Genomic DNA, 6622 nt, shown 5'->3' with positions numbered 1-6622 from the left:
TTGTTGATATAAAAATTTAGTTGTGTTCTGCGGACATACGTCCGAAGGATTTTACGCTGAGACAAGGCGGCAACTGCGTGATGAGAGGGAGCATACATAAGTATGTGACTGAACAGCACAAAGGCAGCCAACGCAGTATCAGTGAAAAAGACACAGGACATAGCACCAGAATTTGCCTGGCGGCAAGAGCGCGGTGGTCCCACCTGACCCCATGCCGAACTCAGAAGTGAAACGCCGTAGCGCCGATGGTAGTGTGGGGTCTCCCCATGCGAGAGTAGGGAACTGCCAGGCATCCAATAAAACAGACAGGCCATCCTCACGGATGGCCTTTTTGTTATGGAATTTTTATCACATTTTTTATTAAGCATGTCTGCGGGCACCGGGGAAAACCCGGCGGCGGCGGCATGAAAAGGCAGAGGCCGCCCTGAGGGGCGGCCTTTTTGCATTCCGGGCCGGGAGAAGGGGGCGGAGAGGCTCCGTGAGATCACCGCAGCCTTTAATGTGACCACTGAATGATGTGTTGAGCCGTTATTCCTGCAGTAGTAATAATGGTAATACGCAGGAAAATATTGTGTATGAACGCTGCTGGCAGCAAAAAAGCGGATATCTCCCCTTCTGATACCGGAGAATGTCAGGCTGATCAGGAGGTTTTATTTCCACCCGAGGGGGCATTCGCGATAACGATTGTTATGTGGTCTGTCTGGCACCTTATATCAGCCTGTCTTAACTAAATAAAAACAGCATAAAACGTGATTCAGTATTCCCTTTTTTTTGAATTATGCAGTGACAGATACCATTTTTTTCACAAAATCTGGTTATAATGACTGAAAAATGCACGATTTTTCCTATGTTCTGTTATTTTCCTATAAAAATGTTTTTTGATATAACGAAAAATGATAAATGATCTTTACTTTGCCTCTGTGATACTTATGCTGGGATGACCAATAAATGTCTAATAACGATTAAGGCCATTCATGTTAAAGAGTCATCTTTCTGCGGCCGCTTCTGCAGATACACAACCACCAATGACTAACACAGACCGCATTAAAGCGATTGTCGGTGCTTCTTCGGGAAACCTGGTCGAATGGTTCGACTTCTATGTCTATTCATTCTTTTCCTTATATTTTGCCCATATCTTCTTTCCTGAAGGGGATACCACTTCTCAGCTGTTAAAAACAGCGGGTATTTTTGCTGCCGGTTTTCTGATGCGTCCTATCGGTGGCTGGATCTTCGGATATATTGCGGATCGCTATGGTCGCAAAAACTCCATGCTCATTTCCGTCTGTATGATGTGTTTTGGTTCCCTCGTGATTGCCTGTCTGCCTTCCTATGACTCTATCGGGGTGATGGCTCCGGCATTATTACTGCTGGCCAGAATGCTGCAGGGGCTTTCTGTCGGCGGTGAGTACGGTACCAGTGCGACCTATATGAGTGAAGTCGCAGTTGAAGGCCGTAAGGGCTTTTATGCTTCGTTTCAGTACGTCACGCTGATTGGCGGACAACTGCTGGCAGTGCTGACGGTGGTTATCCTGCAGATTATCCTGTCCGATGCGGAATTGCGTGCCTGGGGATGGCGGATCCCGTTTTTCCTCGGGGCGGTGCTGGCGGTGATCGCTGTCTGGTTACGTCGCTCATTGCATGAAACTTCCGACAGCAAAACACGGAGTCATAAAGATGCAGGCAGCCTGAGTGGATTGCTGAAAAATCACTGGCGTCCTTTCCTGATGGTGATTGGTTTCACTGCCGGAGGTTCCCTTAGCTTTTATACCTTCACGACCTATATGCAGAAGTACCTGGTAAATACGGCGGGATTGAATGTAAAAACTGCAAGCCTCATCATGACCGGTGCTCTGTTGGTCTTTATGATCCTACAGCCACTGATCGGTGCGCTGTCGGATAAGATCGGTCGTCGTGCCTCTATGCTGATTTTCGGCGCAGGCGTGACTCTGTTCACCGTGCCCTTACTGACCTTACTGAAAGCGCCGGGCAGCAGCCCCGCATTCACCCTGGTACTTGTCGTGTTGGCACTGCTGATCACCAGCTTCTATACCGCAATCAGCGGCGTCCTGAAGGCTGAGATGTTCCCTGCCGAAATTCGGGCGTTGGGGGTCGGATTACCTTATGCGCTGGCAAATGCGATTTTTGGTGGCTCTGCGGAATATGTTGCATTGCTGCTGAAAGATAGTGGTATTGAAAGCAGCTTTTTCTGGTATGTGTCGGTCATGGGGGCGATCAGTTTCCTGATAGCGCTGGGACTGCACCGGAAAGGGAAGGAAATAAAACTATAGTCTTAAAGACCAGCCCCGTAAGGGGCTGTTTTTTTATGTTCTGTAAACGACCACTGTGCGAGGCGATGCAGTAGCCGAAAGTTCTCTGTTCTTTCTTAACCTTCAGCTGATCGCCGTAAGTCGTTCTGCGGTTGGTTTGCGGAGTACAGAGTAGAAACAGCCCCGGGTGGCCGGGGCGGGAGATATTACAGAATACGGCTGATAAGGCGATCGATTCTGATCCTGCGCAGGCGGCGGATCAGTTTTTTAATCCTGGCCGGATATTCAGCAATACTTTCCAGCTCATTGTAGTGATTGAGCATCGTGGTGTGTTCACGGATCAATGCCAGTTCCTTCACTTTCTGATCCAGCAGTTGCTGCTGCGGATCGTGAACAAGAATGGCATTTTCGAGATCGAGTCGCCAGGCACGAGGGTTCAGATTATTACCAGTCAGCAGCATCCACTCGTCATCTACCCAAATTCCTTTCAGATGATAACTGTTTTCTCCGTCCTTCCAGAGACGCACGGTGAGTTGCTGATTATCGACATAATATTGTAACCGGCTGACGAAACGTCGCAGGTTAATTTCATACAGATAAGGCAGCGCACCGATAATTTTAAACGGCTCTTCCGGCGGAATATAAAAATCATTCGCGGTTTTATCACCGACGATAATCTCAACCTGCTTACCCTGACGTAACAGCCGGATAATATTTCTGACGAGGATCGCCGGCATATTAAAGTACGGAGTACAGATAGTTAATTTGTATTCTGCACAGGGCATCAGATGAAAAATAGTCTGGTTCAGAATGTTATTCTTACCCAGGCCGACCAGAGGCGTCACGGTCAGTTGCCCTTCGGCAGACTGGTCTTCAAATTCATAATTAAACGTGCGTAATTCCTGGCGGAATTGCTTTGTATCGCTTTTAATTTCCGGGCTGGAAGGGCGCTCAGACTGATCCAGACGGTGGACCGCTTCGGCCTGCTTCAGATTGATATCAATCCATTCAGACATCGTATCGGCTAAGGCTGAATTACGGATGACCTGATAGCGGTCATAGCGATAGCGGTCTTCCTGATGGAGATAAACATTATTCAGACTGGCACCACTGTAAATGACGCAGTCATCAATAATAAAGCCCTTCAGATGCAGTACGCCAAGTGCTTCGCGGGTGTTCACCGGTATACCGTAAACAGGGATCGCTATATCAGGGTGTGCCGAGGCCATTTCACAATACCAGTCGGCATTAGTCACGCCCCGGGCTGCACCGATACGACCGCGCTGTGCGCGGTGCCAGTCAACGCAAATGGTGATATCCAGGTCCGGGTTCGCGCGTTTGGCGGCATACAGGGCATCCATTACACTACGGCCACCTTCATCATTTTCCAGATAAAGTGAAACCAGGCAGATACGGGTCGTTGCCGCCGAAATTTTTTCGAGTAAGGTTTGGTGAAACTCTACCGCAGAGTACAGCATAGTGAAATCAGCAGCAGATTGGGCGAGTCCGGGCAGTTGCGCGAGGTACTGTTGGTGATTATTGAGTTTAAATTTTGACAATATCACAATGCGCTTCTTCTCTGTTCAATGTACGTTTTAACCGAAAAAGTCATGGTCTGAAGGGCAAGTGTAACATTAACCCTGTCATGTCGTGGCAATTTTACTTTTCTGTACGCTTTTCAAACCCTAACGCAAGGGAAGGCGGAGTGTGACTACCTCCTCATCGGCTTGCCTTTCCATACTAAATCCGAGTTTTCCAGCCAGTGTCATCATACCCTGATTACGGGGCAATGTGATGCCGTTCAGGCGATGCAGTCCATGCTGGCGGGTGTAAGTTATCATCTTCTCCAGCAGACGGCGGCCCAGCCCGATATTTTTAAGATCTGAACGTACCAATACGGAAAATTCTGCATCAATATTATCAGCATCTGAAATCGCGCGGGTCACTCCGATAATCTCTTCCTGATCAGCGGCAGACTGAATAGCGACTATAGCCATTTCCCTGTCATAATCAATCTGTGTCATATTGGCCAGGTCTTCATGAGTAAATTCACTGATCTCACTGAAATAGCGATAGTAGAGGTCTTCTTTCGTGACCTTCGAGATAAAGGTTTTCAGTCCCGGCTCATCTTCCGGAAGGATAGGACGGAAGAGTACCTGCTGACCGTTTTTAAGTGTCACCTGCTCTTCAAGGTGTTGCGGATATGGCCGGATGGTAAGGCGTGATTCACTTTCGCCACTGAACGGTGCCAGCAACACCGTGGCATTGAGCAGGGTCAGCTGGTCTCCTGCCGCCAGTAGCGGATGGATATCCAGCCATTCAATTTCAGGACAGTCGATAATCATCGTCGAAATCCGGACCAGGTATTCGCTTACTGCCGTAATATCCAACGCCTGTAAGGCATTTCTTCCGCGGATGGCGCCCAGGGTAATTGCCCGCTCAACCAGATTTTTCGCCAGTGTCATATTCAGAGGCGGAAGAGCTACCGCCATGGACAGATCACTTTCCCATTCACCATTACCTTCGCCCAGAAGGATCACGGGTCCGAAAAGCGGGTCTGACCGGACGGAGACTCTCAACTCCTCAGCACCGGCACGCCGCGCCATACTCTGGACGATGAGTCCCCGGATATCAGCCTCAGGCCAGGCCGAACGTGCCCGGCTCAGAATAGCCTCTGCCGCCTGCCGGACATCGGTTGCGGTATGCAGATACAACATGACTCCCTGGATCTCAGACTTATGGGGGATATCCGGAGAACGTAATTTCAGTGCGACCGGGTATCCGATATTTTCGGCAACCCTGACCGCCTGCTGGCTATCAGCTGCCACCCAGGTGGGCAGGGTATTAAGTCCGTATTCGCGAAACAGTGCCTGTACTTCGTGAGTATCCAGATGTCTCTTACCACTGCACAGCATTTGCTGTAACAGTTGACGTATATTGAGATGTCGCTGTGGCATGCCCGCCGGGCGGGCCGGCGTTTCACGTAGTTGCTGCTGGTTACGACGGTATTCCACCATATGCATAAACGCGGTGACCGTTCCTTCCGGGGTTCGCCAGGTCGGGATCCCCGCGCGGGTAAAGGCTTCCCGCGCTTCCCGTGATGAGTATTCACCGCACCAGTTGGTCAGCAGAGTGACCCGCCTGCCACGGGGATGTTCCCGAACGCGGCGGATGATCTCTGTGGCCGTCTCACTGGCGGAGGAGACGGCACTGGGCGCATGAATGATCATCAGCGCATCGATATCCTGACTGTCCAGTAACGGGGTTATCACCGACAGGTAACGCTCCGTGGTTGCATCATCCAGCAGATTGAGCGGGTTACCTGTACGAAGAGCTGGCGGCAGAACCGATTGTAGCGCTTGCGTCAGCGTGTGGCTCATCGGTGCCAGCACGCCTTTTCGGGTGTGAAGCTCATCCAGCGCAAGAGCCGCGGGAGCTGCACCGTTACTGATGATAAACAACCGTTCACCACGCAGGGGGCGCATATGACTCAGGGTTTCTACCGCAGAAAAGAGTTCATGTGTATCTTTTACCCGCAGCATCCCGGCACGGCGGATGGCAGCATCCCATGCGGCATCCAGACTTTCTGTAGCCTCCAGCAGTTCTCTGGCCTGATGACTGCGGCCGCTTTTGATCACCAGAATGGGCTTATTGCGCGAAGCACTGCGGGATGCCGACACAAAGCGCCTGGCATCTGCCAGATTTTCCAGTGACAGAAGGATTGCGCTGGTCTTACTGTCTCTGGCGAGGAAGTCGAGGATATCATCGACGGCAATATCAACGCTGTCTCCGAGGCCGATAAACCACGAAAACCCCAGATGTCGCTGTTGTGCCCAGTCCAGCAGAGTATTGGAAACGGCGGCTGATTGTGAAATGAAGGCCAGCCTGCCGCGGCGTATTGGCACCGGAGAAAAACTGGCGTTGATCCCTTGCCAGGGGGCCAGCAGTCCCAGGCTGTTCGGGCCAAGAATACGCATTCCCAACTCACCTGCCAGCCGCTTTAATACGGGCAGTTGCTCCCGGGGGGCAGACAGAATAATACAGGCTTTACAGCCGAGGGTTGCGAGTTGTCGCAGGATATCTATGTTACGTGAAGCATGTGTGCAGATCACCGCCAGGTCCGGGATCCGCGGGAGCATTTCAATCGAGGGATAAGCCAGTACGCCACAGACCGACGCCCGGCCGGGATTTACCGGCAGTACCGGACCTTTAAAGCCCCCGGCAAGCAGGTTACGCATCATCAGGTGACCGGCGCGACCGGGCTTCTCTGAAGCACCGATCACTGCGACCGAGGCGGGTTTCAGTAATGCTTCAAGGCCACGCTGACTCATTATTTATCTCCTGAGATATCCTGC

Annotated in this window: 3 protein-coding genes and 1 rRNA gene; 2 read left to right on the top strand and 2 right to left on the bottom strand. The window is 51.1% G+C overall.

All coding sequences use genetic code 11. The features are described from left to right. Window positions 1–175 precede the first annotated feature (175 nt). Window positions 176–291: ribosomal RNA gene (gene rrf, locus CG67_RS07560) — 5S ribosomal RNA — on the top strand. A gap of 734 nt (window positions 292–1025) precedes the next feature. After that, on the top strand, window positions 1026–2288 hold the full coding sequence (locus CG67_RS07555; protein WP_025902349.1) for an MFS family transporter: 1263 nt from the start codon (window positions 1026–1028) through the stop codon (window positions 2286–2288). Window positions 2289–2473: 185 nt separating this feature from the next. On the opposite strand, the gene pssA is transcribed toward CG67_RS07555, so the two are convergent. Both pssA and CG67_RS07545 read right to left on the bottom strand, forming a co-directional pair. Then, window positions 2474–3829: a CDP-diacylglycerol--serine O-phosphatidyltransferase gene (gene pssA, locus CG67_RS07550; RefSeq protein WP_025902348.1), complete on the bottom strand. Its 1356-nt coding sequence runs from the start codon at window positions 3827–3829 to the stop codon at window positions 2474–2476. A gap of 123 nt (window positions 3830–3952) precedes the next feature. Continuing rightward, entirely contained in the window at window positions 3953–6598 is a 2646-nt protein-coding gene (locus CG67_RS07545) for a bifunctional acetate--CoA ligase family protein/GNAT family N-acetyltransferase (RefSeq protein WP_038024739.1), read from the bottom strand. Window positions 6599–6622: the final 24 nt, after the last annotated feature.

The sequence above is a fragment of the Tatumella sp. UCD-D_suzukii genome (assembly GCF_000611875.2).
Classification (GTDB): Bacteria; Pseudomonadota; Gammaproteobacteria; order Enterobacterales; family Enterobacteriaceae; genus Tatumella; species Tatumella ptyseos.
The sequence above is the reverse complement of the archived record's forward strand: the minus strand, read 5'-3'. Positions and strand labels throughout refer to the sequence as shown.

Coding starts and splice junctions, on each gene's coding strand:
- CG67_RS07555 (WP_025902349.1), top strand. CDS start 1,026: ATGACTAACACAGACCGCATTAAAGCGATTGTCGGTGCTTCTTCGGGA.
- CG67_RS07545 (WP_038024739.1), bottom strand. CDS start 6,598: ATGAGTCAGCGTGGCCTTGAAGCATTACTGAAACCCGCCTCGGTCGCA.